This window comes from Neptunomonas sp. (assembly GCF_016744175.1).
In the GTDB taxonomy this organism is placed as follows: domain Bacteria; phylum Pseudomonadota; class Gammaproteobacteria; order Pseudomonadales; family Balneatricaceae; genus Neptunomonas.
This window is the reverse complement of the sequence record NZ_JADGEV010000004.1, coordinates 24,156-47,787: the sequence shown is the minus strand read 5'-3', so window position 1 is coordinate 47,787 and position 23,632 is coordinate 24,156. Positions and strand designations below refer to the sequence as shown.

Here is a 23,632-nt window from a genome sequence, read left to right as displayed (position 1 = left end):
TACTTATACAAAACCAAGCTCTTCAAAAGTTTTATTAAAGTCCCTTAGCTGATCATCCCCACGGTTGTATTCCGCTTGCCACAGCACGTCTTTATAATCTTTTCTCGCAAGCTCTATAGTGCTTTTCAATAATGTGAAATCACCCTTGGCCAAATAGATAATTGAACGAATCATTTTGTCGCTAATTTGCCAGTTTGTAGCAGCATACAGCGCTTCAATTTCATCTTTAGCGAAAGACAATTCTGAGCCAAAATCAAGCTCAAGTTTTTTTTGGATATCTATGGCAATTTCCATCATCTAAACCTTATTATTTACTGCTTTATTAAAGTAACGCTGGTATCCAGCGCCATGTACCCGCCACAATACCACTCATCCTTGTGTGGGTGAATGGTCAGCAGTTCAGTTCCTTTCTCATTGATGCTAAACAAAGAACCTAAGCATTTCATCACAAACGACAACCGGCGCTTCCTCTGGCAAAAAGTGACCGCAATCTATTCCCTTTCCTTCAACGTGCTGAGCCTTAGCACGCCATACATTCAGCACATCATAATGATGGTGTACAAACCCTTGAGTGCCCCATAAAACAAGAAGCGGACACATAAGCTTGATATCACAATCATTTTCGTCATGTTGTAGGTCAATACTCGCGGCAGCACGATAATCTTCACAACTGGCATGAATCGATTCGGGTGAACTAAAACAGCGAATGTATTCACCCATTGCCTGATCGTTAAATACGGCTCCTGGGGCACTCCAGCGTTTCATTTTTTCAGTTAGGTAGTAAGCGGGATCAGCACCAATCATATGTTCAGGAAGTCCGTTAGGCTGAATCAGAAAAAACCAGTGATAATACCCCGTTGCAAAGGCTTGATCAGTATTTTTAAACATATGATGAGTCGGTGCGATGTCCATTACGCATGCCTTTTTTACTTTCTTAGGATGATCAAGTGCAAGTCGGTGAACCACTCTCGCCCCCCGGTCATGACCTGCCACAAAAAACTCCTGATATCCCAAAGAGTCCATTACTTCAACCATATCCTGAGCCATCACACGCTTTGAATAAGGCAAGTGATCATCTGCGCTTGGCGGTTTTGAGCTATCGCCATAACCGCGCAAATCAGGACAGATAACATGGAAATCATTCATGAGGTTCTTAGCAATATCTCGCCAAATTACATGGGTTTGTGGGTAGCCATGTAAAAGAAGCAAAGGAGCGCCGCTCCCTCCTTCAACTAGATTAATCTCAGCTGAGGAAGTTTTCACACGCCTTTTAGTAAACCCTTGTCCAAATATCATCTATATTAATCCTTTCATTTCGCGCAATGGACTTTAGGCTAATTCTTCCAGTTTAGAATTCCAACCACTGGAAAGGGAAATAATGATAAAAGGGGCTTCTCACTGTAATATTTGTTAGGAAAAGTACGGTGCATTAGACAAAAAGCATGGCCTATTTCAATCCCATACGATTACAGAACATTTAAAGCATTATCGTAAAAGCCATCTATTTTCTGATACTTCAAGTTGAAATAGTGCATCTATCAGTGCAGTTATTTTCTAACCAATCTATGAAGTCTTCATTGCTTAATGCCGATGCAAAATAATAGCCTTGAACCATATCGCAGTTATGTAAAGTAAGAAAATCCAACTGTTGCAGATTTTCAACCCCTTCAGCCACAACGGCTAAATTCAATGCCTTCGCAATAGAGAATATAGCCGTAACAATCGCTATATCACCTTGATGACTGGGTATCGTTTGAATAAATGAGCGGTCAATTTTCAGAACATCGATAGGAAGTTGTTTTAAATAGCTTAACGATGAGTAACCAGTACCAAAGTCATCCATTGCGATAGACACTCCCAATGTTTTTAACTTTTCGAGCGTTTGAAGTGATTCTTCTATATTTTCTATCACTGCATGCTCTGTAATTTCCAGCTCTAGCATCTCAGGACCAATATCAAACAGTGTCATTTGCTCTAATAGGTAATCATATAATTTCTCATCTCGTAACTGCCGAGGGGATAAATTAATTGCAATTTTTAGATTATCAAACCCTGATTTATCCCAAGTAGATAACTGCTCACAGGCAGTGTGAATCACCCAATAACCGAGCTCGCAAATTAAGTTAGTTTGTTCTGCAATAGCGATAAACTGATCGGGAGCAAATAACACCCTATCATTTTCAATCCATCTCACTAATGCTTCCGCACTATTACATGTCATCTTACTTTGACTACAGATTACTTTTGGCTGGTAATAAAGTTGCAGACGATTCTCAGCAATGGCGACCTTAAGTTGCTGTTCGATGCTTTGCTGTTCCTGACGTTGCATATCCAGTTCAGATGAAAAAAAATGAACTTGACCACGCCCCGCCTCTTTTGCCTGATACATAGCAGTATCCGCCTGAATAATGAGATCTTTAGCATTATCTGAATCTTTAGGAAAAGTCGAGATACCAACACTTGCACCTAAATTAATGGACTTTCCTTCAATCAAATACTCTTTGCTTGCTTGTTTAATTAAATCCATTGCTAAACGTACAAGCTGATCCTCATTTTTATAATCAGAAATAACTACTGTAAATTCATCGCCACCAATACGGTAAAGCATATCAGACTCACGCAGTCGTTCCTTAAACTGGCCTGCCACACTTATTAAAAGTTGATCCCCTACTGCATGCCCATACTGATCGTTAGCCCATTTAAAATTATCAAGATCTAGGTACAGTAAACCTACTCTATGTTTATCACGCCTAGCTAACTCAAGTTGCTGATCAAAACGCACAAGAAAAGCATGTCGGTTAGGCACATCGGTTAATGAATCAAAATAGGCAAGTGTGTGCAGCTTGTCTTCTGCTGCTTTTTTCTCAGCAATATCAGTTAACACACCAACATACTTAATCGTCTTACTTTTCCTATCAACACGGTTTAAGCTTAGCCAACCAGGAAACTCAGTCCCATCCTTTTTCTGCCCAATAACCTCTCCAGACCAATTCCCTTTACTTATAAAGCTATTGGATATCAGCATCGTAAAATCGATAGACGTATCATTGCTTGAGTGAATTGCAGGAGTTGAACCGATGAGTTCATTTTCAGAATAATAGGTGATTTTACTGTAAGCAGGGTTAACATCGAGGACTCGGCCATATTTATCAACCACAAAAACAGCTTCATTAATGGCATCGAGTGCTTGTTCAGCTACCTGTAACGATTGCATTGGGGTTACCAAGGCAAAACGCAGTAAAAGATACAGGGAACCTACAAACATTAAACTAACAATAGCAACCTGAGTAATCTCAACGATCAAGTTACGGTACAAATTATCGGTAAATACCTTATCGCTAAAACTGATTTCTACATTACCGATACTAACCTCACCCGCTTTTATCGGTAATTTAAGGCGGTTAGGGCTGTCTATCCAAATACGAGAATGCAACACTTTATCAAAGCTAACAATCTTGTCATTGATTTTAATTCGTCCCATATACAGATGGCCAAAGTTCCCAAAGACTTTGATTCCTTCCACAAATGATGAAGACATCTCTGAATCTAAAATAGCTGAGGCTAATTCTACGGTGTAAGAGCGATCATAAGCTTTCTTATAGATATTCCAAATCGTTGGCCGCACTGAATTTGCGACGCGTTCAGCTACCGCATGACTCCGTTCTTCCAAGTTGCTTTGCATTAAGCTAGATGCAGCATCAAACCGCACCATAACGAAAGCTGTCATTACTAAGATAGTAATAACGCTTAGAATCAGTAATAAACGAACCGTCAATCGGCTAATCATTACCCGTTACCGTTTTTCTACTTTAACGCAAACAGACAATTTCTCAATTATCATAAGGGCCAAACCATTGATAATACTCTCTATATTCTTTCTTAAATGCCCTCTTACTATCTATAATTCTTTTACTTAAAAGGTCTCGTGACCCATATTCATCTAACACACTTTTTGAAACGACTCTCCAACGCTCTAAGTCCTCTTGGCTCCATGTGTTAATCTTAACGCCATTTTCGATGAACAGATTTAGTGCCTCAAAATCTTCTACCTTAGCCTTCATCGTAGTTGTTAATGTATAAGATTTTATTGCGGTTTCAAGAATAGCCCGAAGATCCGAAGGAAGTGCATCATAAGCTTGTTTATTGATTAAAAAATCGGCCAGTACGGATGGCTGCCAAACAGCAGGCACAATTGCATGCCTACTAATATCATTAAGTCCTAAGTTCCACGCACCTCCAGCAGTCGTCCATTCCACAGCATCTAAATCGCCTTTCTCTAATGCTGGACGAATTTCTTCCGGCACTGTTGGGAGCGTATATGCACCGGCAGCAGCGGCCAAAACTTCGCTTGGCAGCCCTGGTCCAATTCTAACTTTTTTGGATTTAAGGTCTTTTAAACCTTTGATCTCTGTTTTAGATAGTAAACCGAACTCCATACCCGGCCACCACGCAGGCCGCCAAAGAATACCATCAGGCAGTGAGAGCTCATTGGCTAACGCTGTTCCCTCTCCGGCAAGGAAGAACATCATAGAGCTATCTAAATTCATAAAATCAAAAGGGCCTGCATTCATTAATGCCCATGCTGGGTTTACAGCCGACCACCAGTTAGGCCAACCGTTGCCCATTTCAACTCTGCCTTCTTTTACTGCATTATAAATATCAGGCCCACTTGCCAGTATGCCAGCGGGGTGAGGAGTAATCACCAAGCGTCCACCGCTCATCATTTTTATGTTGTCGGTAAATATTTTTAGTTCTTTGTAATCAATACTATTTTCAGTCGCCTGAGATTGTAGTTCCCAAGCAATAGCTTGAGGTTTGTCATCTTGAGTACAGGCGGTTAAGTTAACCAACGCAAACAATGTAAATAATATCGATGATTTAATTAGCATTTTTAACTCCGACTCAACATACTATTTTAAGAATCAAAATATACCGATTTCGACTCCTACATCTATGGGTAACAACACTTATAAACCTCTACAACTAAACGCTATATAAAGCTTAGCAGTGTTTTTCCTTTAAGCTGAAGGGCTCCGTAGTTTTTTGATGTCAACATTGTTAAGAGGATCTAGAGATAGATGCTTGACGTATTACGTGTCAGTATCAAAATACACGGATGGGTCGTATTTCGTGCAGGTGAGCTCAGGTAGTAATTTACTTTTAAATCAAATTCAACTTAACAAACCAAATACCAGAAGCTAATATCGCTAGCAATAAAGACTGGGGCCTTCTATCTGTATGGCCCCCTTCGACTACTATGCTTTTGGGCTTAGCTGATAGGGCCTTTATTGATTTTTGATAAAGTGGAGTTCACATCAAAAATTTGCCCTCTTATATCTCTAACACCCATCTCTTTTAAGCGTGCGGTATGCATTGCTAAATAAGAGCTGGCAGAAGTATTGTCTTCAAAAAGATAAATACCGCCACCTAACTGGCCCTGCTCGCTTTCAGTCCAAATTTTCCAAATGATGCCCGGCTCTTGGTTAATAGACTCTGCCAAGCCATCTAGCATACCCGCCATTGTCTCACCAAACGGGCCTGCGTAATCAAAATCTACTTGTAATAATACATTCATTTTTTTCTCCCATTATTTAATTACCCCAAGCCTCCAGATGTGTATCACATGCTTTGTCCGTGGGGTTATGCTCTATAATATCCAGATAAATTGAACATTAAAGTTCATAAAATTGCGCATTACTGTGAGTTAATTAGACATATGAGACTTAAAACAACATTAGAGCAATGGTTAACTTTATTTGAAATAGATAAAGCTGGGAGCATTCAAGCGGCGGCAATGCAAATGAATAAAAGCCATACCACCTTGATTTATGCCATAAAAAAACTAGAGGACCAGCTTGATATATCCCTTGTAAAAGTAGAAGGGCGTAGAGCCGTACTGACTGATGACGGAAAATCTTTATTACGAAGAGCTCAATCGATGCTTGAGCAGGCAAAAGTGCTGGAAGAAATCAGTACTCAACTATCACAGGGTTTTGAGTCTGAGATCCTTATTGCTATTGATCACTTGTGTGACCGAAAGTGGTTATATGGACCTCTGGCAAAATTCCTTGAACATAACAACACGACATCTATTCAAATTGTAGAAACATCTCTATCAAAAACAACTCAAATGGTCACAGACGAAATCGCTGACATTTCGATTATTACCCTCCCTATTACTAACTACCCCTGTGAAGCATTTGGCATTGCTAGTTTGCTACCAGTGGTAGTTAATACTCATCCATTAGCCAGTAAGCCAGAACCTTGCTTAGCTGACCTAGCTATGAATAAACAAGTTGTGATTCGAGATTTAGGAAACTCAGGTAACAGGGATGTAGGATGGTTAAAATCGAACCAACGCATAACAGTAGATAACTTCGATCATGCTTGGCAAGCAACAAAACAAGGACTAGGTTACTGCCGTTTTCCAACGCACTTTATTGAAGGTCGCAGCAACTCCGATATGCGTACCCTAAATGTGGAGCACTCAAGTTCTTATCAAGTTCCATTGCATCTTACTTTACCTAAAGGTGCAAAAACGGGACCCGCTGCTAAGAAGTTATATCAGTTGTTACTGTTATCAAAAAGTGAGAGGTAGCTTGTTTTCTACATGACTCAGCACGTCCCTACTTTATTAGTTCAAAAATTTCTTGCGCATACCGATCTGATTCGTTCTGCTGGTACACGTAGCTGTGTGATTAAATAGACTTTAAAGGCTTCCTCATACGGCTGCACATCAATAGCTTTTTGCATGCAATATAGCCATGCTTCACTCTCAGCCTCCCCTACAAGTAAATGCTGGTGCGATGCAGGAATACTCATTCCGCCAAAATGTTGCGAGTATAACCTTGGGCCGCCAAGCCAACCTGACAAAAAATAAGCCAGCTTTGTTCGCGACTCACCTAAGTCACTAGGGTGCATATCCCGAATCCTTTTAGATTCTGGGAATTCACTCATATTATCGTAAAAGTCATCAACCAGTTGTGTTATGCCTGTTAACTCCCCTGCCATCTTGTATGAATTATCATCTACTCCATATTCGCAACTTTTTGTATTCATTTATATACCGCGGCCTGTTCAATTTATGAGTTAACGTCTGCTAGTGCATAATATCCACCAGCAGAACGCAACGCTACTGAATAGCTAAGAAGAAATTTGAATATCGCAAACTATGAGCACTTACTATCTCCACAACTCAAACAGGTATAGCAGCCGTCCATTAATATAGCGGCCTTTGTATGGCATTTATTACACAGCTGAGCGTTAGCAGGAAAACCGCCATTATCATCATTTACTGCACTGCTACTTACTAATTCTTTTTGTGTGGCATTTCTTCGATCAAACTCTGCACGTTTTTCATCTAGAATTTTTTGCTGATGCGAGTCGATTGTTGGATCTTTTATTAATCCGATCATTTTTAGGTGGTTTTCAATTGATTCGCCGATCTCTGCTACTAATGAAGGCATAAACTTCCCTCCTTTCTTGAAGTAACCTCCTTTAGGGTCGAACACCGCTTTTAACTCTTCCACCATAAAAGTGACATCACCGCCTTTGCGAAAAACAGCAGAAATGACACGCGTTAATGCAACGACCCACATAAAATGATCCATATTTTTAGAGTTAATGAATATCTCATATGGATGACGCTGCTCATGCGGTGTGTCTTGATTAAGAAGTATATCGTTGATGGTGATATACAGTGCATGCTCAGACATAGGCGTTTTAATTTTATAGGTTGAACCCATAAGAAAATCCGGACGGCTTAGATTTTCATGCACCGTTTCTAGGCTGGGTTCAGGTTGCTGCTCTATCATTGGCCCTGCTACTTTGATAGTGCTCTGAGCCTCAATTGCGGCGGCATCTTGTGCAGTAATTACTTTATAGCCAATGATCGCTTGATCAATCTTGATGGTTTTATTCTGTTCTGTTGATGACATTTCACATCCTCTTAGTAGCTTGCTAGTAGAGATTTTTTATGCAAGCAACTCATGTTTACAAATGGGCTTTTAGCATTAATCTAGCAAGCTAACAAAACCCATCAAACTATTGTTTTATCTAGTTAAAACATTTAAAACTTACCGTAGTAACCTTCTTTCAGCGCATCAAAAAGATTGGCTGCTGTGTGAAGTTCACCGTCATACTCGACCTCTTCATTACCTTTCAGCTCAACGGTGCTGCCATCTTCCAACGTAAACTGATATAAGGTTTTCTCAAGGTCTTGCTCTTTCACCAAGACACCTTGGAAGGCTTCAGGGTTGAAACGAAAGGTAGTGCAACCCTTTAGCCCCTGCTCATACGCATAAAGGTATATATCCTTAAATTCTTCGTAAGGATATTCAGTGGGTACATTGGCTGTTTTTGATATGGAGGAATCAATCCATTTTTGGGCTGCGGCTTGTATATCGACATGTTGTTTTGGGTGAATATCATCAGCACAGATGAAGTAGTCTGGGAGCTGCTTGTCTTTATTCTCACTGTAAGGCATTGCTTCTGAATTAACCAAATGGCGATAAGCTAAAAGCTCATAAGAGAACACATCGACCTTCTCTTTAGTTTTTTTCCCTTGGCGAATGATATTACGTGAGTAGTGATGTGCAAAACTCGGCTCAATGCCATTACTCGCGTTGTTACCGATTGATAAAGCAATGGTTCCTGTCGGGGCAATCGAACTATGGTGCGTAAACCGGCAACCATGCTCTGCTAGTTGCTTCACAAGCTCTGGTTCACTTCTCGCTATCTTTTGCATATAACGGCTGTAACGGGCATGAAGCACTTTACCAGCAACGCTATCCCCTACTTTATACCCGTCATCAAGCATCTCAGGACGTTTGCGTAACATTTCGCCCGTTACTGCAAATTGCTCATCCATGATAGGCGCGGGACCCTTCTCTTTCGCTAATTCAACCCCTGCACGCCAACCTGTAATGGCTAACTCTTTAGTTACTTGTTCAGTAAAGGAGACTGATGCGGCATCCCCATACTGCATTTTAAGCATAGTGATAGTAGAACCCAGTCCAAGGTAACCCATACCATGACGGCGCTTATGATTAATTTCATGACGCTGTTCCTCTAACGGTAAACCGTTAATTTCTACAACGTTATCCAACATACGAGTAAATATAGTCACGGTGTGTGTGAAATTTTCCCAATCAAATCGAGCTTGGCTGGTAAACGGATCTATTACGAATTTTGTAAGATTAATAGAACCTAGCAAACAACTGCCATATGGCGGTAGTGGCTGTTCACCACATGGGTTCGTTGCGCGGATATTTTCACAGAACCAATTATTGTTCTGCTCATTTACTTTATCGATCAAGATAAAACCGGGCTCAGCAAAGTCGTACGTGGAACTCATAATGGCGTTCCATAAATGAGTAGCTCGCACTCTTTTACTAATTTTACAAGCAACCAGTCCTTCGTTATTAGTAATATAGCCTTGTTGAACCGGCCATTCACGCCACAGTACTTGCTGAGAATCATTAAGGTTGATGCAGTCTCTTTGCTGCTCTTTTTCTGTCATTGGAAATGCCAGTGGCCAATCATTATCCTCATTGACAGCATTCATAAACTGATCAGTAATAAGTAGTGAAAGATTAAACTGTCTTAAACGCGCATCTTCACGTTTAGCTTTTATAAACTCGAGTACATCCGGATGACCCACATCAAACGTTGCCATCTGTGCTCCACGACGGCCACCCGCTGAGGATACGGTAAAACACATGCGATCAAAGATATCCATAAAAGATAACGGCCCAGAGGTATAAGCCCCCGCACCAGACACGAACGCGTCTTTAGGCCTTAATGTAGAAAATTCATACCCTATCCCGCAACCTGCTTTTAGCGTAAGTCCTGCTTCATGGTTCTTCCCTAAAATATCATCCATTGAATCGTAGATAGTGCCAGAAACCGTGCAGTTAATTGTAGAAGTAGCAGGCTTGTGTTGTTGTGCGCCGGCATTGGAAATCACACGCCCTGCAGGAACAGCACCATGGCGTAATGCCCATAGAAATTGCTTATACCAATATGATTGATTTTTCTCATCACTCTCTACGGCTGCCAAAGCTTTAGCAACACGGATAAATGAATCATCAATGGTGTTATCAAGCATAACTCCCTGTTTCGACTTCAAGCAATATTTTGTATCCCAGATGTCAAGGGAGGTATCTTGTAGGGCAATATCTACTGCTGAAGGTTCTGAGCTCTCTAACGTGACGGCCATGCATTGTTCCTCTGATATAAAAGACACCTTTAATAGACAACAGGTGCGCACAAATAACTACATATTGACCTTAATCCTATTAAAAACACTACATGTAGTATTTGATTTGTATCAAGAAGCGATAATTACACTAGCTATGCAATCTATTATCAAACAAAATCAGACCTATCCAACTCATGTTGTTATTCGTCATTGAATACATCTCTCTCATGTTTTACTAACACAAATTCAATGAAGGGGTTTCGTCTTGCGCTTGTGCGGTTATGATAAGCAGATCATTCGTCTTTAAAGATTGAGTACTATGCGACTGCTGCAACGCTTGCGCCAACTTCGCCATCAGAAACCGCTAGGAATACGCTTACTTACGGCTATTTTGCTTTACAGCTCGATCATCACGCTAATCGCTACTGGCACACAACTGTGGCTTGATTATCGTTATGAGCTATCGGCTATTGATGAGCGCTTATTGCAGATTGAAGTCAGTTCTCGAAACAGTCTTGCGAATAGCTTATGGGAAATTAGCCCAGCACAAATCCAAGTACAACTTGATGGTTTGTTGCAATTACCTGATGTCCGATATTTGGAGATCAATTCATCCTTTAATGATTTTTATGTTGCAGGTAATAAGCCGACATCTGGTGCTATTGTCGAACGCCACTATGCTCTAGAGCATCATGATTCAGGCAGAGGCACTATCTCGGTTGGTGAACTTACGTTGATTCTAAGTTTAGATGAGGTTTATCAACGCTTAGCTGATAAAGTGCTGGTTATACTTGCCTCTCAGGGCATTAAGACTTTTCTGGTCTCCATTTTTATACTGACTCTCTTTCACCGGCTTATTACTCAACACTTAGGCAGTATGGCAGCTTATGCACGCCGTCTTAAATTAGATCATTTGGATACGCCGCTTGAACTGAAACGAAACAGCAAGCATCAAGATGATGAACTAAGTCAGGTGGTTGATGCGATGAACACTATGCGCCGATCTATGCTACATGATATGAGCAAGCGTGAAGATGCAGAGCGCTCTCTGGCAAAACTTAATACAGAGCTTGAGCAACGCGTCATTGACCGTACCAAAGAACTGGAAGAACGTAACCAAGAACTACACGACACATTGGCCACTTTACGCTCCACTCAGCAACAATTGGTTGAATCTGAAAAGCTGGCAGCATTGGGCGGTTTAGTTGCTGGGGTTGCACATGAAATAAACACACCGATCGGCATTGGATTTACTGCGGCATCATTTCTGGCCGACCAAGCTAATCTATACCAACAACATACGCCAAATGACCCATTAGCCAATACAGCAGTCGAAAGCAGCCGTTTAATTTGCCAAAACTTAGAACGCGCGGCTCAGTTAATCAATGCATTTAAGCTAGTGTCTGTAGATCAATCAAGTGAACAATGTCGTCACTTTGATTTGATCCAGTACCTTGATGAAATTCTATTATCACTCAACCCACGCCTTAAACAGTGTAAGCCCGAAATTATTATTACTGGCCCTAAACATCTCATGATTGATAGCTATCCGGGTTGTTATTATCAGGTGTTTACCAACATGATTCTTAACTCTTTAATTCATGGGTTTGAAGATAGTCTCGGAGGGATTATCACTATTGATGTTAGCCAAGAAGCTGACCGCATCATAATTGATTATTGTGATAATGGTATTGGTATACCGCAAGACTGGAAACATAAAGTTTTTGAGCCTTTCATGACTACAAAACGAAATGAAGGCTGTAGTGGCTTAGGCATGCATATCGCATTTAATATAGTAAGTCAGTTACTACAAGGTCATATTTACTGTTTAGCTAACACCCATGGGGCACATTTTCGTTTGGAGCTTCCGATAGTACTTGAACAAAAAACCTCTGTTATTACTTAGGCTCCCGTTGCAGAACTTCCTGAAAATATTTAGCCGCACCCGGATGCAATGGCAACGGCAAATGAGATGAGCCCATCATCTGTTCGGGGTTAAGAAAACGAAATGCAGGATGGAGCTTTTTAAAGCTATCAAATTGCTCAAACAGTGATTTGACTACCGCATAGGCTACATCATCAGGTAAGTCCGCCCGGCTAAACAAGGTAGCATTTACACCAACGGTTAATACCGCAGGGGCATCTTGAGAATACACATCACCTGCAACGCTCATCTCCCGGTAGTGAGGGTTATGATGAATCAGTGTGTTTCTATCTTGCTTTGACAATCCGATGAGTTGGCTACGACAATCTCTTAACGCTTCTTTTATTGTTCCACTTGGATGACCTACCACATAGAGTGTTGCATCAATGCGATTATCACAAAGCGCAGTAGCCTGCTCGGAAGGCTCTAACTCAGTCACCTCTTTAAAATCACTAACGCGTAAACCATGAGCTTTCATTAGCAGTTCGATAGTATAACGCTGACTGGTTCCCAGTTTTCCAATATTTATTCTTTTATTCTTCAGGTCTCCAAAGTGCTGAATTCCTGCATCAGACCTTACCAGAATCGATATGTACTCAGGATATAAACTAGTCAGTATGCGCAAAGGTACCAAAGATTTTCTATCACGGCTTTTTGCTGTTTTTTGTTCTGCTTTATTCACAAAACTATAGAGCTGACCTGCTTCTGCAATGCCCATATCGAGTTCGTAATTAGCAACCTGGTCCAGATTAGTAACAGAGCCTAACGTACTACGCACCGCACAGCGGATACCATGCTCTTGACGAGTTTGATTGATTAACCGACAAAGAGCGCCACCGGTAGGATAATATAGGCCTGTTACTCCACCTGTTCCTAGGGTGATAACTTGATTTTCAGCGTATACAGGTGAAATAGCCAAGGTAAAACCCAGTAACAGACAACACCCAAAATACTGCAGCTGATGCATCATTTTCATTCTCAAAAACGCGAAAAATTTTCGATCGAAGAGTGTATCAGATAGATAACTTAAGTAGTACACATAGCCGCTCAATGACATTTCTAACTATTTTCATTCAGTTTAAACTTTAGATTTATATACCCTCCCGTCAAACAAGTTTCTTATAAATATGTGACAACTGCATCCTAATAATCCGTTACACTAGCGCTATCTTTAGACAAGGATGGAGGCTTTCATCATGCGTAAATTAACAATAACCACTCTATTGCTTAGTGCTGCCATCGCTACAAACAGCTATGCGGGCTGGAACGATTTAGTTGAAAGTGCCAAAAAATCTGGTGCAGAACTCATTAAGCAACCCTCGACAAGCAATTCAGCAGTTAGTGGCTCATCACTTTCATCAGACACACTGATTAACGGCTTAAGAGAAGCGTTAGTCGTAGGTAGTGAGCGTGCTATTAAACTTATTTCAGCTGATGGTGGATTCCTTAATGATCCACAAATACGTGTACCTATGCCTGCTGGGCTAGACCAGCTAGCAGGGCCATTACGAAAGTTCGGCATGAGCAAACAAGTAGATCAATTTGAGCAATCCATCAACCGTGCTGCTGAGCGCGCCGCTCCTCAAGCAACAGCTATTTTAGTTGATAACATTCGTAATATGAGCTTTGAAGACGCTCGTAAGATTTACGAAGGCTCTGATGACGCGGCTACTCAGTACTTTCGCCAAAAGGCGGGCCCTCAAATAGCTGCTTTATTTAAACCCGAAATTGACAGTGCTTTAGGTGAAGTGGGCGCCACTAAATACTACAACAACCTAGCTACTCAAGCGGCAGAGTTACCATTAATTGGAAAGAAGGTTGATGGTGACTTAACTAATCATGTAACCAATGCAGCATTAGATGGATTATTTTTGAAACTGGCGACTGAAGAAAAACTTATTCGCGAAAACCCTGCTGCCCGCACAACAGACCTACTAAAAAAACTGTGGAACCACTAGTTTCCAAAGATACAAACAGAGAGGTCCCTCTCTGTTTATAGGATGTGTAGCATAGATTTTTTCACTTTACAGTACCCCCCTTTACTCATATTACTATTTTAAATCTCTTAATCATGAACACAGAAAACCTTCAGTCCAATTTTTACAAACTGCGACATAATCGTTTTTTTGAATTTTTTGTCGTTGCTGTCATTTTATTCTCTGCTCTTGTCATCGGTGCAAAAACTTATGACATTCCCGAGAATGTTCTATTGGTAATCGGGTGGCTAGATATCGGCATCACTCTGTTTTTTTTAATTGAATTGTCTATTCGATTTATAGGCGAACCACAGAAAAAATACTTCTTTAAAAATGCTTGGAACACCTTTGACTCGTTAATTGTGACTATTAGCCTTATGCCTGTTGAAGACAGCGAGCTAGCGCTTATTGGCCGTTTAATACGTATCTTTCGTGTTTTACGTATGGTTTCAGTTATTCCGGAACTGCGCCTGTTGCTTAACTCTCTAATAAAGGCGTTACCTCAGCTAGGTTACGTTATCTTACTGATGTTTATAATTTTTTATATCTACGCAGCTGTTGGGTCATCTTTTTTTGCTTCTATCAATGCGACATTGTGGGGCGATATTTCAATTTCTATGCTCACTCTATTTCGGGTAATGACCTTTGAAGACTGGACAGATGTCATGTACGAAACAATGGTCGTATATTCTTTTAGTTGGCTCTACTATTTATCTTTTATATTTCTAACCACTTTTGCTTTTTTAAACATGGTCATTGGTATTATTGTGAATGTGATGGAGGAGGAGCACGCACAAGAAATAAAAGAACAAGCAATAGCCGATGGAGAGCCCACGATCCAAGATTTATCAAACCAAATACAAGAACTAAAAGAGATGCTTAAACACAGGCCATAGCCATATAAGAGAAGTGTAGCTTCGTTTCATGATAGAAAACGTAGCTAGATTTAAAGCATTTACAGCTGCATTATTAGGTATGCTGCAGCAACCTAATAAACTTATTCATCTATTAATTGCAACAGACATAGTCCGTCTTCATCACACAAAACATAATCCGCATAGATACCCGTCGGAATATCAGAAGGCATGCAGACGATATCTTCGCATACTTTGCACCATGCGTTGTTTGAGTGATCACCTAACAACTCAATCACTGTAACTGCCTCGGCGGCTCCCTGCTGTAAAAGTCTACTTTTACACGATTCACAATCCATAGTTTTTCCCTGTATAGCATTGCTGTCCTAGCAATGTATTAACTCTAGCAGGGATATTCATAGATTGCTTGTAAAGCTTATACGTGAATTTCCTTCCATTGAGGGTGCTTTTGCATGACGGTAGTAAAGAGTGGGGAACCAATAAGTGTATCTAGCCAGGCTTGTAAATGTATGTAAGGAGTTTGAAGGAACCATTCCCGATCTACATGTGCACATTGACGAACAAACGGAAACAGCGCCATGTCAGCCAATGTATAATGATCTGCCAGTAAAAAACCTTTATTAGTCACCAAAAGGTTCTCCAACTTAACAAACCAACATTCACAATGGGTTCTATAAAATTCAGAAGAGTGCTCGGGATGGCGATCTGCATATTTATAGCGGTCTAACCAAAACTTAAACTCGTCATCATTCTCTTGAATGAGGGCCTTAATTGATTCTATGAGTAATGGCGGCAACCACTGATCCGGATCATGATGCTGTAAAGCCCAATACATAATATCAATGCTCTCCTCTAATACTTGTCCTTCAACCAATTGTAAAACCGGAACAGTTCCTTTTGGGGAGAGCGCAAGGAGAGCCGCTGGTTTGTCTTTTAATATAACTTCACGTAGTTCCACATTAATTTTACTGTTAGTGATAGCTAAACGAGCTCTCATTGCATAAGGACAACGCCGAAAAGAGTATAAAATGGGTAAAGTAGTTACATCATGTGATATTGGCATAAGCTCGGATTCTTTCATCTTCTACTAACATGGACTGGAAACAGGCGCGTGTTCGTAGCATTATACGCATCCAAAACTTGATATGCGTCTTTATCAAGTCGTTAACTCTCTAGTCTTGATGAATCATATCGGCCGAAGAAGAAGGATTCCGTCATGTTAACCACCCAATATCCACCCGTTCCTGAAAGCTATTGCGATTACAACGGGCACCTTAACGAAGGTTATTATCTCGTCATGCTGTCATTGGCAACCGATACAATTTTGGATGCCGCCGGTCTGGATGAAGCAGGACGGACACACCATCAATTTAGTGCTTTCACAGTGCAGAACAATTTACGTTATTTAAAAGAAGTGCAGCAAGGCCAAAAAGTGGTCGCGCACTCCCAATTGCTCTCCAGTGACAAAAAGCGCTTACGGATCTGGCACGAGTTACGAAATGAAGACAGCACTGAAATACTCGCTGCCGTTGAATGCTTATTGGTAGGCGTAGATATGCAAACCCGCCACAGCGCAATATGGCCAGAGCCTATTCGTAAAGCCATAGAAGCATTGCAATTAAGCCACTCCATTATGGACTGGCCTAAAGGGGCGGGTAATTCTATTGCTATGCCCGAGCAAGGCTGTTCCGCTTAACGTCAATAAGATATTCTTAAAATAGAAACGGCCATCAATGAGCACATTGATGACCGTTTTAAATACTTTTATATAGCAAAAAAACGCAAAAACCTACATCTATTTCACATGAAGAAATCAATGTAAGCAACTGATTAGTCGAATCTATTTCTTATATTTTTCGACCAAATCAAGCGAAAATGCTAACGTTGCTTCTCCTTCTTTCCATGTTGCAGGGAACACTTCTCCTGAATGTGTAGCATAACAAGCCTCCCACGTTCTGCTAGCCCTATAAAGTGGGTATCCGTTGAAGCTGAATATACTTCAACGCCTATATCCCACATCTGTTCGTAGTAATCAGCAAGATCACCTAGTTCAGTTCAGTGGGACATGCGAAAGTAAAATTCGCTGGATAAAAGAAATATCTATCACGACAAAATAAACACGATGGCCACTGAACACTCGATTTACTAAAAGCACCCTTACTATATCCAAAGAGACAAATTTAATGATAAAGTATCACCAGATACAGAGGAGTTACTATGCTTAATTTACAATCATCTGCACCAGATAAAGCGATGGCAGCAACAGGCTTAAAAGCAGCGGTTACAATTATGGAAAAATGGGGGGCAAGCGGCGAGCAAGGTGAAGCTATTTTGCGCGTTTCCCACAGCACATATGCACGCGCTAAAAAGAAAGCGCAAATGCAAGAAGTAAATTTAGACCGCGACCAAATTACTCGCATTAGCTTTATTCTCAACATTCATGCAGCATTACGACTGATATTTGATAACCCTGATAACCTGTACGGCTTTATGAGCATGATTAATCATAACCCTTTTTTTGCAGGCCGCTCACCGCTCCAAGTGATGGGTAATGGCGACTTTGTTGCGGTTTATGAAACATTTCGTAGAATCGATAGCATGCGAGGAAGCCAATGGTAAACATTGAACAACTGCCCGCTTTACCCAGCAAAAAAATTAAAAGCTACCGGTTAATTAACTCAAAGTTTCCTCCTATTAGTCTATTTGATGATGTTGCCGACGCTAATGAATTCAATAGCCTCTATGCACTGCAAACATTAACTAACCCACGTCTTAAGAATGAAGTAGGTGACTTACAGTTAATCCCCCGCACTGAAATCCCATTCGGCATTCCTGGGTGTTCATACGCTACAGCACCGTTTACCCATGTAAATCCGGACGGCTCTCGTTTTAGTAACGGAGCATTTGGAATACTGTATTTAGCCGATAGTATGGAAACCGCCATCGCTGAGGTTAAACATCATCAGCATGCCTATTGGAGCAGAGTTCCAGAGCTAAACTATGAACGTTTTGTTTTTCGTGGATTAATTTGCCATTTTGATGAAGTAGACATCCTAGACGGACTGACTCTTTCATCTACTAATCCCATCTATTCTCCAACCGATTACAGCGAAGCTCGTGTTTTAGGCCATGCAATCAAGCATAACAAAAGCATGGGAATCAGGTATCACTCCGTCAGGCGACAAAGCGCCATATGCTGGGCCTTAATGACGCCATCACATGTAACATCGATACAACAAGCTACGCATTACGAAATGGTATGGAATGGATCAATAACAGGCGTCAACAAGCTGTCCTCGACGCTGTAATTGCTTTTCCTAGATTAGTATTTCTTTTTATCACTGAGACGCTTAAACCAGTCATACCTAGGCTCTCCGTTAGCATTATCAATATTTTTAGGCGGTATATTTAAGTCAGTACTACGCTCTGCAAAAGTACGAAGCTCAATACTAAATCTGCAACTCCCACGAGGTGCCTCAGTACTGCCATGTAAATGAGCACTTGAGAAGCACACAAGATCACCTGGAGAAGTTACGATACTCAAAGACTTATTAGACAAAACACTCTGTGTGACTTCAGGCGCATAAGGGTAGTTTATATGCGATAAGCCCTTTTGCTTTGCCAAGGATCGAGCTTTACAGAAATCACTGTACGACCATTCGCTCGTACTGTTCTCAACAGGTGTATCCCAATACTCCGGATAAAACACAAGTGTATTCTCATCAGAGGTAGGATAAAGAGAACTCCACCAATTAACTTGCTGCTGGATGTTACTCCCCCACGTATCCCTGTGATGGGCAATTCTACCCCGGTGGATATTTTTTTTTAGCAAGGGGGCCACACATCGCAAAAATAGTACGTCCGCATAGTTACGCTCAATATCCATACCTGTCTGCTTAAGTGCTGATCTAAACAAATCTGCAAACGCTGGTTCCTTACGGAATCTATTTTGTAACCGCTCTATGTTGACCCCAAAGACAGAACTGTCTTGCTTACTGCTACATTCATTTAACATAGAGCATTTAGACAACCCTCCAAAGACATCTTGGACAAGCCTGTCTAGATAGCCGTTTAGTTCCAGTATGGCGGGTATTTTTTCAAATATAATCACATCACCGTTATAGAGAAGATAATTACGCTCTCTGTCGTCCAGTAGTTGCGAAACCTTAACGATCCTCATTTACTAATACCCTCGTCTCTAAAGCCATCAGAAAATATAAAGACTAGGGCAATTATTTAATAAGACACAGAGCCAAAAAAATAAAAACCAATAGGGACAGAAAAGACACAAAAAAGGCAGCCAAAAGGCTGCCTAAAAAACTACTAAGGGTCTTAGGTGAGGTATTATTAGCTCGTCACGAGGCCGTGACGATCCATAATTTCCTCGATTTCCGGTAAGCTAGCTGGATCATCGATTGTAGAAGGCACTGAATACTCAGAACCATCGGCAATCTGACGCAACAACTTACGCAGAATTTTTCCAGAGCGAGTTTTAGGAAGACGCTGAACGACCATTGCTTTTCTGAAACAAGCAACAGCACCGATCTCTTTACGAACCATCGCTACCAGCTCTGCTTCAATTTCTTTCTCGTCAACCTCGATACCGTTCTTGATCAGCACCATACCAATGGGTTGCTGGCCTTTAAGCGGATCATTAACACCGATTACACAACACTCAGCAACGGCTGGGTGACTTGCAACGATCTCTTCCATCTCACCTGTTGATAAACGGTGCCCTGCTACGTTTATTACATCATCGGTACGACCCATGATGAATACATAGCCCTCTTCGTCTTTATAACCGCCATCACCTGTTGAGTAATAGCCTGGGAACTCAGTTAAATAACCTGTGCGGAAGCGCTCATGATCACCCCATACCGTTGGCAAACAGCTTGGCGGCAAAGGCAACTTCATAGCGATGTTACCCTGAACCCCTGCCGGTAACTCATTGCCTTCAGAGTCTACAACCTGCACATTGAAGCCTGGCATCGGAAGCGTAGACGAACCTGGTTTAGGCTCTTTCATCTCAATGCCCGTTAAGTTTCCACAGATAGCCCAACCCGTCTCGGTTTGCCACCAGTGATCAATAACCGGTTTACCAATTGTTTCTGTTGTCCATACATACGTTGGCGGATCTAGACGCTCTCCTGCCATGAAAATGGTTTTTAAGTGAGTAAGGTCGTAAGGCTTAAGCAGTTCAGAGTCTGGATCTTCTTTTCGGATAGCACGAAAAGCTGTTGGTGCTGCAAACAGAGCTTTAACCTTGTACTCTTCACATACGCGCCAGAATGCACCTGCATCAGGTGTTTTAATTGGTTTACCTTCATAGACAACAGTAGTGCATCCAGCCAATAACGGTGCATATACAATATATGAATGCCCAACGACCCAACCAACATCTGAAGCGGCCCAGAAAACGTCACCCGCTTCCATGTTGTAAATAGCCTTCATACTGTATTTCAGTGCAACCGCGTGGCCACCATTATCACGTACGACACCTTTAGGCTTACCCGTTGTTCCTGATGTATAAAGTATATAGAGAGGATCAGTACCTTTAACAGGTACGCAGTCTGCGGGCTTAGCAGAGGCCATAGCCGTCGCCCAATCAATGTCACGGCCTTCAATCATTTCAGCCTTTACTTGAGGGCGCTGAAACACAATACAGCTACTCGGCTTATGCGCGGATTTAACAATTGCTTCATCAAGCATTGGCTTATAAGGCAACACTTTTGATATTTCGATTCCGCACGATGCAGTAACAACCACTTTAGGCTCGGCATCGTCGATACGCACAGCCAGTTCATGAGGAGCAAAACCACCAAACACAACAGAATGAACGGCACCTAGGCGAGCAACACCCAGCATAGCAATAACTGCTTCTGGGATCATTGGCATATAAATGACAACACGGTCGCCTTTTTCTACACCCTGTGCTTTTAAAATACCGGCAAATTTTGCCACTTCATCTCGCAACTCTTTATAGGTATACCGAGTTTTAGTATTAGTAACAGGTGAATCAAAGAACATGGCATTTTGATCACCACGTCCATTATCTACATGATAGTCCAGCGCAAGGTATGCGGTGTTCATCTCTCCATCAGCAAACCAGCGATCAATACCGTTGTCGTCTTTACTCAGGATCTGCTGAGGCTTTTTATACCACTCAATCCCTTCTGCTTTTTCTCCCCAAAACTGTTCTGGAGTTTCTATCGATTTATCATATTCTGCTTGGTAGGACATAGCGCGGGCCCTTTGTGCTTATAAGTTAATTTTCAGGACTACGTCAATGTGAGCCGTTATAGTTATTGTTGACAGTCGGCCTACAAGATCCATCTACTTTAACTAAAAAAAACACGGATTTAACTACGACATAAGGCGAATATGGCTATTTTACGTAAAAAATCTACTTTTTCATGGGGTTTGATAATCAACAAAAAACAGGATTGTCGACAATACCTCCATATAATGTCTTTTTTTATCGTTTAAAGGTCTACAAAATAGCATATATAGAGTTTTGGCCATCACAAACAACAAACCATCAACTCCCCTCTTCTTTTAGCGGCTTCCTTTGACGCAACCAACAACACCTATAATATGAGTATTGTTATTCACTAAAACAACAAACTATTCATAGGCCTAAGCTTACCAAATGGATTAAAATAGCTATTTTTTTCAGGTTGATTTCAGATTCAAAATATATAGTTGGCTTACTTTTTACAGCCAAGATAGGCGATTGGTTGTAAAGAAAACTTACATGACAAGCTTATAGACTTCGAGGGCACACAAATGACCAACCTACTTTCATATAAAAAAGCATGGGGTTCAATTATCGCAGCAATGTTGATGGTTATGTCTTTACATGCAAGTGCAAAGTCCCCTATCTACACGTCTTACTTCAGCGACCTTGCTGTTGCAGGTTATGACACCGTTGCTTACTTCACTGAAAATAAAGCAGTCGAGGGTAGCAAGCGTTTCACAACAGAATACAAAGGCGCTCAATGGCGTTTTAAAAATGCCGATAATCTAGCGGCATTCAAAGGTAACCCTGAAAAGTATGCGCCTCAGTATGGTGGTTACTGCGCATGGGCTGTAGCCAATAACGATACTGCAAAGGGTGATCCGCTGCAGTGGACTGTTCATAAAGGCAAGCTATATCTTAATTACGATGCCGAAGTACAGTCAAAATGGGTAAAAGACAAAGAAGGCTTTATTAGTTCTGCTGACAAAAACTGGCCAAAAGTCATTAAGTAACTTCATTAATACAGCCAATAATAACATTAAGGATACGGTATGAAATCTCGAATTATTACAATTTTTAGCTGGGTAGTTGTTGCTTGGACATGCAAAGTATTTTTGAGCTCTTTGCCATATAAGTTTTCCGGCCATCCAGACACTCAGCACATATTTTCAACTATCGGTGCGTGGATGAGTAATACCCTATCAAATGGATTAGGACTTTGGTTTGCAGAATACGGCGCTTATGCTGTTGGTAGTGCTGAACTAATAGTTTCAATTTTTTTATTACTTCCTATTGTGTTCTTTATCCTCAAAAAGTTAAACGCCATAGGCAAAGCGCCAGAAAGAGCATTGATTCACAGTATAGGAGGAGTGCTTGCCGCTGGGATTATGAGCGGAGCAGCTTTTTTTCACTTAGCAACACCACTGGGGATAGAAGTGTTGCATAATGGCGTTAGTGACCATGGATCACTGTTCTATGCTGCTGTTTCTATCCTTATTTTAGGATTGGCCATGGCCGTTGTAAACTTTGCGCATTGGCGTACTAGCAATACTAACCGCAACATCACTCTGTAAGTCTTAGATAATTATGATGATTAGAATTCTATTGGTGACTTCTTATATAGTCTCGTGCCTTCGTTTGAGAGTAATGCCCTGGCATTACTTCCAGTTAAACGCTAGTTATTTTAATAAAGGCAAAGGCATATATTCCAAGCAGGATATTAATGATCTGATACCCATAGAATGGCGCTTAGACCAATGGCTGGATTCTGGCGATAAACAGCCAGAATCCTACCCCGTATTTGTTAAACCTGAATGGGGGCAAAACTCTAAGGGAATTCTAAGAGCAGATAACCGTAACGAACTAGATGATATTCGTTGCCAAAGAGCAACGGGGCAGTCTCATTATCTCATTCAGGAAGCCGCTAAAGGAAAAATTGAATTTGAGGTTTTCATTATACCCTCAGATATAGCATCTGACCGTTATGCAATGCTGTCAGTTACACAGGTAATAAACCACAGCAGTGATAACTTCCCAATAAACGGCATTTATAATAAGCAAACTGAGTATCAAGATGTAACCAAGCTCCTTAGCAAAGAAAGTAGCAATGCTCTCTGGGAGAACCTGAGAACAATTGGTGACTTTAGAATTTCACGCTTTGGCGTTCGAGCTGATTCGCTGACAAAACTGATTGAAGGTGATTTTAAAGTTATCGAAATAAACCTGTTTGTTCCTATGCCACTTGTGTTGCTTACTAAAAACACATCGCTAAAGAAGAAACTAAGCCTAGCTACTCAATGTACTTGGTTGCTGGCAAAAGTAACAAGAACTATACCGGCAGAACAAAATGAGCCTTTTTTATTCTTTAAAAAATTAGGTTTCATACAACGCACCAAGTGAATTGATTAAGACGAGCAC

General features: G+C 41.1%; 23 protein-coding genes and 1 pseudogene. 10 read left to right on the top strand and 14 right to left on the bottom strand.

The features are described 5' to 3' along the window. Nucleotides 1-3: 3 nt before the first annotated feature. The 5 genes from QZZ55_RS02655 to QZZ55_RS02635 all read right to left on the bottom strand — a co-directional run bounded on the left by QZZ55_RS02655 (nt 4) and on the right by QZZ55_RS02635 (nt 5,575). Nucleotides 4-297, bottom strand: coding sequence for a hypothetical protein (locus tag QZZ55_RS02655; protein WP_293265031.1), 294 nt, complete (start codon nt 295-297; stop codon nt 4-6). 123 nt (nt 298-420) lie between these two features. Continuing rightward, complete coding sequence (locus QZZ55_RS02650; protein WP_293265029.1) at nt 421-1,296, bottom strand: alpha/beta hydrolase; 876 nt, start codon at nt 1,294-1,296, stop codon at nt 421-423. Nucleotides 1,297-1,516: 220 nt separating this feature from the next. Beyond that, complete coding sequence (locus tag QZZ55_RS02645) at nt 1,517-3,787, bottom strand: EAL domain-containing protein (RefSeq protein ID WP_293265027.1); 2,271 nt, start codon at nt 3,785-3,787, stop codon at nt 1,517-1,519. Nucleotides 3,788-3,830: 43 nt separating this feature from the next. Then, nucleotides 3,831-4,889, bottom strand: a complete 1,059-nt coding sequence (gene dctP / locus QZZ55_RS02640; RefSeq protein WP_293265025.1) for a TRAP transporter substrate-binding protein DctP — start codon at nt 4,887-4,889, stop codon at nt 3,831-3,833. A gap of 380 nt (nt 4,890-5,269) precedes the next feature. Further along, nucleotides 5,270-5,575, bottom strand: coding sequence for a monooxygenase (locus QZZ55_RS02635; RefSeq protein ID WP_293265024.1), 306 nt, complete (start codon nt 5,573-5,575; stop codon nt 5,270-5,272). A gap of 141 nt (nt 5,576-5,716) precedes the next feature. Between QZZ55_RS02635 and QZZ55_RS02630 the strand changes: the two genes are divergently transcribed. After that, nucleotides 5,717-6,598, top strand: coding sequence for a LysR family transcriptional regulator (locus tag QZZ55_RS02630; protein WP_293265022.1), 882 nt, complete (start codon nt 5,717-5,719; stop codon nt 6,596-6,598). 41 nt (nt 6,599-6,639) lie between these two features. Here QZZ55_RS02630 and QZZ55_RS02625 read toward each other — a convergent pair whose 3' ends face one another. From QZZ55_RS02625 to QZZ55_RS02615, 3 genes are all read right to left on the bottom strand, one after another. Further along, complete coding sequence (locus QZZ55_RS02625) at nt 6,640-7,059, bottom strand: group II truncated hemoglobin (RefSeq protein ID WP_293265020.1); 420 nt, start codon at nt 7,057-7,059, stop codon at nt 6,640-6,642. A 110-nt stretch (nt 7,060-7,169) separates the two neighbouring features. Then, complete coding sequence (locus QZZ55_RS02620) at nt 7,170-7,937, bottom strand: NrdJb (protein ID WP_293265018.1); 768 nt, start codon at nt 7,935-7,937, stop codon at nt 7,170-7,172. Nucleotides 7,938-8,068: 131 nt separating this feature from the next. Next, nucleotides 8,069-10,219: an adenosylcobalamin-dependent ribonucleoside-diphosphate reductase gene (locus QZZ55_RS02615; RefSeq protein WP_293265016.1), complete on the bottom strand. Its 2,151-nt coding sequence runs from the start codon at nt 10,217-10,219 to the stop codon at nt 8,069-8,071. A gap of 301 nt (nt 10,220-10,520) precedes the next feature. On the opposite strand from QZZ55_RS02615, the gene QZZ55_RS02610 reads away from it, so the two are divergent. Beyond that, nucleotides 10,521-12,107 carry an ATP-binding protein gene (locus QZZ55_RS02610; protein ID WP_293265014.1) on the top strand — a complete coding sequence of 529 codons (1,587 nt, stop codon included), beginning with the start codon at nt 10,521-10,523 and terminating at the stop codon, nt 12,105-12,107. Here QZZ55_RS02610 and QZZ55_RS02605 read toward each other — a convergent pair. Beyond that, complete coding sequence (locus QZZ55_RS02605) at nt 12,100-13,095, bottom strand: TAXI family TRAP transporter solute-binding subunit (protein ID WP_293265012.1); 996 nt, start codon at nt 13,093-13,095, stop codon at nt 12,100-12,102. The two genes, QZZ55_RS02610 and QZZ55_RS02605, sit on opposite strands and share 8 nt — an antisense overlap. A 226-nt stretch (nt 13,096-13,321) precedes the next feature. Here QZZ55_RS02605 and QZZ55_RS02600 point away from each other — a divergent pair, with 226 nt between their 5' ends. Together QZZ55_RS02600 and QZZ55_RS02595 are read left to right on the top strand one after the other, a co-directional pair. Next, nucleotides 13,322-14,083, top strand: a complete 762-nt coding sequence (locus QZZ55_RS02600) for a DUF4197 domain-containing protein (protein ID WP_293265010.1) — start codon at nt 13,322-13,324, stop codon at nt 14,081-14,083. A 113-nt stretch (nt 14,084-14,196) separates the two neighbouring features. Next, the gene (locus QZZ55_RS02595; protein ID WP_293265008.1) at nt 14,197-14,997 is read left to right on the top strand and encodes an ion transporter; all 801 of its coding nucleotides are present in this window, start codon (nt 14,197-14,199) and stop codon (nt 14,995-14,997) included. A 101-nt stretch (nt 14,998-15,098) separates the two neighbouring features. Here QZZ55_RS02595 and QZZ55_RS02590 read toward each other — a convergent pair whose 3' ends face one another. Both QZZ55_RS02590 and QZZ55_RS02585 read right to left on the bottom strand, forming a co-directional pair. Beyond that, nucleotides 15,099-15,314, bottom strand: a complete 216-nt coding sequence (locus QZZ55_RS02590; protein WP_293265006.1) for a hypothetical protein — start codon at nt 15,312-15,314, stop codon at nt 15,099-15,101. A 77-nt stretch (nt 15,315-15,391) separates the two neighbouring features. Continuing rightward, nucleotides 15,392-16,039 carry a glutathione S-transferase gene (locus QZZ55_RS02585; RefSeq protein WP_293265004.1) on the bottom strand — a complete coding sequence of 216 codons (648 nt, stop codon included), beginning with the start codon at nt 16,037-16,039 and terminating at the stop codon, nt 15,392-15,394. 153 nt (nt 16,040-16,192) lie between these two features. On the opposite strand from QZZ55_RS02585, the gene QZZ55_RS02580 reads away from it, so the two are divergent. Next, the gene (locus QZZ55_RS02580; protein ID WP_293265002.1) at nt 16,193-16,672 is read left to right on the top strand and encodes a thioesterase family protein; all 480 of its coding nucleotides are present in this window, start codon (nt 16,193-16,195) and stop codon (nt 16,670-16,672) included. A 144-nt stretch (nt 16,673-16,816) separates the two neighbouring features. On the opposite strand, the pseudogene QZZ55_RS02575 reads toward QZZ55_RS02580, so the two are convergent. Further along, a pseudogene (locus QZZ55_RS02575) lies at nt 16,817-17,072 on the bottom strand (redoxin domain-containing protein); the annotation flags it as partial. A 121-nt stretch (nt 17,073-17,193) separates the two neighbouring features. Here QZZ55_RS02575 and QZZ55_RS02570 point away from each other — a divergent pair. Both QZZ55_RS02570 and QZZ55_RS02565 read left to right on the top strand, forming a co-directional pair. Next, complete coding sequence (locus tag QZZ55_RS02570) at nt 17,194-17,595, top strand: antitoxin Xre-like helix-turn-helix domain-containing protein (RefSeq protein ID WP_293265000.1); 402 nt, start codon at nt 17,194-17,196, stop codon at nt 17,593-17,595. Continuing rightward, a complete protein-coding gene (locus QZZ55_RS02565; RefSeq protein WP_293264998.1) occupies nt 17,589-18,284 on the top strand; it encodes an RES family NAD+ phosphorylase in 696 nt (231 codons plus the stop codon). Before QZZ55_RS02570 ends, QZZ55_RS02565 begins: the two co-directional genes overlap by 7 nt. Nucleotides 18,285-18,298: 14 nt before the next feature. Here QZZ55_RS02565 and QZZ55_RS02560 read toward each other — a convergent pair whose 3' ends face one another. Then, a complete protein-coding gene (locus tag QZZ55_RS02560; RefSeq protein WP_293264996.1) occupies nt 18,299-19,156 on the bottom strand; it encodes a hypothetical protein in 858 nt (285 codons plus the stop codon). Between the two features lie 167 nt (nt 19,157-19,323). After that, complete coding sequence (locus QZZ55_RS02555) at nt 19,324-21,216, bottom strand: propionyl-CoA synthetase (RefSeq protein WP_293264994.1); 1,893 nt, start codon at nt 21,214-21,216, stop codon at nt 19,324-19,326. Between the two features lie 546 nt (nt 21,217-21,762). On the opposite strand from QZZ55_RS02555, the gene QZZ55_RS02550 reads away from it, so the two are divergent. The 3 genes from QZZ55_RS02550 to QZZ55_RS02540 all read left to right on the top strand — a co-directional run bounded on the left by QZZ55_RS02550 (nt 21,763) and on the right by QZZ55_RS02540 (nt 23,614). After that, the gene (locus QZZ55_RS02550; protein ID WP_293264992.1) at nt 21,763-22,227 is read left to right on the top strand and encodes a YHS domain-containing (seleno)protein; all 465 of its coding nucleotides are present in this window, start codon (nt 21,763-21,765) and stop codon (nt 22,225-22,227) included. A gap of 39 nt (nt 22,228-22,266) precedes the next feature. Next, on the top strand, nt 22,267-22,788 hold the full coding sequence (locus QZZ55_RS02545) for a hypothetical protein (RefSeq protein WP_293264990.1): 522 nt from the start codon (nt 22,267-22,269) through the stop codon (nt 22,786-22,788). A gap of 73 nt (nt 22,789-22,861) precedes the next feature. Then, complete coding sequence (locus QZZ55_RS02540) at nt 22,862-23,614, top strand: hypothetical protein (protein ID WP_293264988.1); 753 nt, start codon at nt 22,862-22,864, stop codon at nt 23,612-23,614. Nucleotides 23,615-23,632 lie beyond the last annotated feature (18 nt).

Excerpts from the sequence above, each read along its gene's own strand:
- QZZ55_RS02655 (WP_293265031.1), bottom strand. The coding sequence starts at position 297 with ATGATGGAAATTGCCATAGATATCCAAAAAAAACTTGAGCTTGATTTT.
- QZZ55_RS02650 (WP_293265029.1), bottom strand. The coding sequence starts at position 1,296 with ATGATATTTGGACAAGGGTTTACTAAAAGGCGTGTGAAAACTTCCTCA.
- QZZ55_RS02645 (WP_293265027.1), bottom strand. The coding sequence starts at position 3,787 with ATGATTAGCCGATTGACGGTTCGTTTATTACTGATTCTAAGCGTTATT.
- dctP (WP_293265025.1), bottom strand. The coding sequence starts at position 4,889 with ATGCTAATTAAATCATCGATATTATTTACATTGTTTGCGTTGGTTAAC.
- QZZ55_RS02635 (WP_293265024.1), bottom strand. The coding sequence starts at position 5,575 with ATGAATGTATTATTACAAGTAGATTTTGATTACGCAGGCCCGTTTGGT.
- QZZ55_RS02630 (WP_293265022.1), top strand. The coding sequence starts at position 5,717 with ATGAGACTTAAAACAACATTAGAGCAATGGTTAACTTTATTTGAAATA.
- QZZ55_RS02625 (WP_293265020.1), bottom strand. The coding sequence starts at position 7,059 with ATGAATACAAAAAGTTGCGAATATGGAGTAGATGATAATTCATACAAG.
- QZZ55_RS02620 (WP_293265018.1), bottom strand. The coding sequence starts at position 7,937 with ATGTCATCAACAGAACAGAATAAAACCATCAAGATTGATCAAGCGATC.
- QZZ55_RS02615 (WP_293265016.1), bottom strand. The coding sequence starts at position 10,219 with ATGGCCGTCACGTTAGAGAGCTCAGAACCTTCAGCAGTAGATATTGCC.
- QZZ55_RS02610 (WP_293265014.1), top strand. The coding sequence starts at position 10,521 with ATGCGACTGCTGCAACGCTTGCGCCAACTTCGCCATCAGAAACCGCTA.
- QZZ55_RS02605 (WP_293265012.1), bottom strand. The coding sequence starts at position 13,095 with ATGATGCATCAGCTGCAGTATTTTGGGTGTTGTCTGTTACTGGGTTTT.
- QZZ55_RS02600 (WP_293265010.1), top strand. The coding sequence starts at position 13,322 with ATGCGTAAATTAACAATAACCACTCTATTGCTTAGTGCTGCCATCGCT.
- QZZ55_RS02595 (WP_293265008.1), top strand. The coding sequence starts at position 14,197 with ATGAACACAGAAAACCTTCAGTCCAATTTTTACAAACTGCGACATAAT.
- QZZ55_RS02590 (WP_293265006.1), bottom strand. The coding sequence starts at position 15,314 with ATGGATTGTGAATCGTGTAAAAGTAGACTTTTACAGCAGGGAGCCGCC.
- QZZ55_RS02585 (WP_293265004.1), bottom strand. The coding sequence starts at position 16,039 with ATGCCAATATCACATGATGTAACTACTTTACCCATTTTATACTCTTTT.
- QZZ55_RS02580 (WP_293265002.1), top strand. The coding sequence starts at position 16,193 with ATGTTAACCACCCAATATCCACCCGTTCCTGAAAGCTATTGCGATTAC.
- QZZ55_RS02570 (WP_293265000.1), top strand. The coding sequence starts at position 17,194 with ATGCTTAATTTACAATCATCTGCACCAGATAAAGCGATGGCAGCAACA.
- QZZ55_RS02565 (WP_293264998.1), top strand. The coding sequence starts at position 17,589 with ATGGTAAACATTGAACAACTGCCCGCTTTACCCAGCAAAAAAATTAAA.
- QZZ55_RS02560 (WP_293264996.1), bottom strand. The coding sequence starts at position 19,156 with ATGAGGATCGTTAAGGTTTCGCAACTACTGGACGACAGAGAGCGTAAT.
- QZZ55_RS02555 (WP_293264994.1), bottom strand. The coding sequence starts at position 21,216 with ATGTCCTACCAAGCAGAATATGATAAATCGATAGAAACTCCAGAACAG.
- QZZ55_RS02550 (WP_293264992.1), top strand. The coding sequence starts at position 21,763 with ATGACCAACCTACTTTCATATAAAAAAGCATGGGGTTCAATTATCGCA.
- QZZ55_RS02545 (WP_293264990.1), top strand. The coding sequence starts at position 22,267 with ATGAAATCTCGAATTATTACAATTTTTAGCTGGGTAGTTGTTGCTTGG.
- QZZ55_RS02540 (WP_293264988.1), top strand. The coding sequence starts at position 22,862 with ATGCCCTGGCATTACTTCCAGTTAAACGCTAGTTATTTTAATAAAGGC.